Source organism: Burkholderia sp. Se-20378 (assembly GCF_017104665.1).
GTDB classification, from domain to species: domain Bacteria; phylum Pseudomonadota; class Gammaproteobacteria; order Burkholderiales; family Burkholderiaceae; genus Burkholderia; species Burkholderia lata.
This window is the reverse complement of the sequence record NZ_JAAGPG010000937.1, coordinates 1-1,963: the sequence shown is the minus strand read 5'-3', so window position 1 is coordinate 1,963 and position 1,963 is coordinate 1. Positions and strand designations below refer to the sequence as shown.

2 protein-coding genes are annotated in these 1,963 nt (G+C 69.9%); one reads left to right on the top strand and one right to left on the bottom strand.

From position 1 onward, the window contains the following. Window positions 1-1,035 (top strand): apolipoprotein N-acyltransferase (gene lnt / locus G3N93_RS39115; RefSeq protein ID WP_206135438.1); only part of this gene is annotated, 1,035 nt, incomplete at its 5' end. 115 nt (window positions 1,036-1,150) lie between these two features. Here the strand turns inward: lnt and G3N93_RS39110 are convergent. Continuing rightward, window positions 1,151-1,963, bottom strand: an 813-nt coding sequence (locus tag G3N93_RS39110) for a glycosyltransferase family 9 protein (RefSeq protein ID WP_374196560.1), incomplete at its 5' end; no start/stop codon positions are given.

Sequence of the window (1,963 nt, the reverse complement as noted above, 5' to 3'; positions counted from 1 at the left end):
CCGTCGCCGCTTGCCGAACCCCGTGCCGGCAATGCGCGCGTACGCATCGCCGCGCCGGCCGGCATCGCGGTCGCGCTGATCGCGGCCGGTCTCGGCCTGTCGCAGGTCACGTGGACCGTGCCCGCGAACAAGCCGCTCACCGTGCGGCTGCTGCAGGGCAACGTGAAGCAGGACATCAAGTTCGAGGAAGCGGGCATCGACGCGGCGATCAAGATGTACACGCAGATGATCATCGAGAAGCCGGCCGACCTGATCGTCACGCCCGAAACCGCGATCGCGGTGATGATCCAGGAGCTGCCCGAGCCGTTCGCCGTCGCGATCCGCAAGTTCAGCGACACGACGGGCTCGGCCGTGCTATTCGGCGCGGTCGGCGCATCGGTGACCGAGGACGGCCACTACGTCGACTATACGAACAGCCTGTACGGCGTGACGCCGAATTCGCGCGACATCTATCACTACGACAAGCACCATCTCGTGCCCTTCGGTGAATTCATCCCGTGGGGCTTCCGGTGGTTCGTCGACCTGATGAAGATGCCGCTCGGCGACTTCGCGCGCGGCGCCCCGGTGCAGAAGCCGTTCCTTGTGCACAACCAGCCCGTGATGGCCGACATCTGCTACGAGGACTTGTTCGGCGAGGAAATCGCCGCGACGATCCGCGACAACCCGCAGCCGCCGGGCGTACTCGTCAACGTGACGAACCTCGCGTGGTTCGGCGACACGATCGCGCTCGACCAGCACCTGCAGATCGCGCGGATGCGCTCGCTGGAGACGGGCCGGCCGATGCTGCGCTCGACCAACACGGGGATGACGGCCGCGATCGATGCGCACGGCCGCGTGCTCGGGCAACTGAAACCGTTCACGATCGGCTCGCTCGACGTGCGGATCGAAGGCACCAGCGGCTTCACGCCCTACGTGACGAGCGGCAACAACATCGTGCTCGCGGTGTCGCTCGTGCTGCTCGCGTTCGGCTTCACGTTCGGCCCCGGGCTGCGCCGGCGCAACGGCAAGAAGAACGGCGGCGACCAGCCGGAATGACGCAACGCGCGGCCGCTGCGCAGTGCGTGGCGGCCGCCGCCAAATGCAACATGCCGCGGCGGCCCGTGGCCGCGAACCGGCCGGCCGCCCAGGCCTGCCGGGCAGACTCCGCCGATTAGGCCGATTGCACCGGCTGCGCGGCCAGGCCCCGCAGGTCGCGGCTCACGTCCTCCATCACCGGCGCCCACGCGCCGAACGCCGGTTGCCGGTACAGCGTCGCGGTCGGATACCACGGGCTGTCGTTGCGTTCGAGCAGCCACGGCCAGTGCGGATTCACGTCGAGCAGCACCCAGGTGCGTGCGCCGAGCGCGCCCGCCAGATGCGCGACCGACGTGCAGACGGTGATCACGAGATCCAGCGCGCCGATGAATGCGGCCGTATCGTCGAAGCTCGTCAGTTCCGCCGTGAAATCCTCGATGGCGAGGCCCGCCGCGCGCGCCGCCTCGACATCCGCGTTCGCGCCCGGTTGCAGCGAATAAAACGCGACGCCGTCGATCCCGCGGAACGCGGCGGCATAGCGCTCGAGCCCGACGCGCCGGAACGGATTGCGCTGGTGTCCCGCACTGCCCGTCCACACGAGCCCTACCTTCAGCCGGCGGTCGCTCGCGAGCCGCGCGCGCCACGCGTCGCGCGCGGACGGATCGGCCCGCAGGTACGGCACCGACGACGTGAGCGTCGACGCCTCCATGCCGAGCATCAGCGGCAGGCCGATCAGCGGCACTTCGTAATCGAAGGCCGGCAGCAGGTCGACGCCGCCGCCCGCACTGAACGCGTCCGCCTGCGCGCCGCGGCTGCGCTGCAGCAGCGTGTCCACCAGCGGGAACGTCTTCCAGATGAGCCGGCCGCCCGCGCGCTGCACGCGCTCGGCGAGCGGCGCGACGCAGCGGCAGACCCGCAGCACGTCGCCGGGCCCCTGCTCGCCCCACAC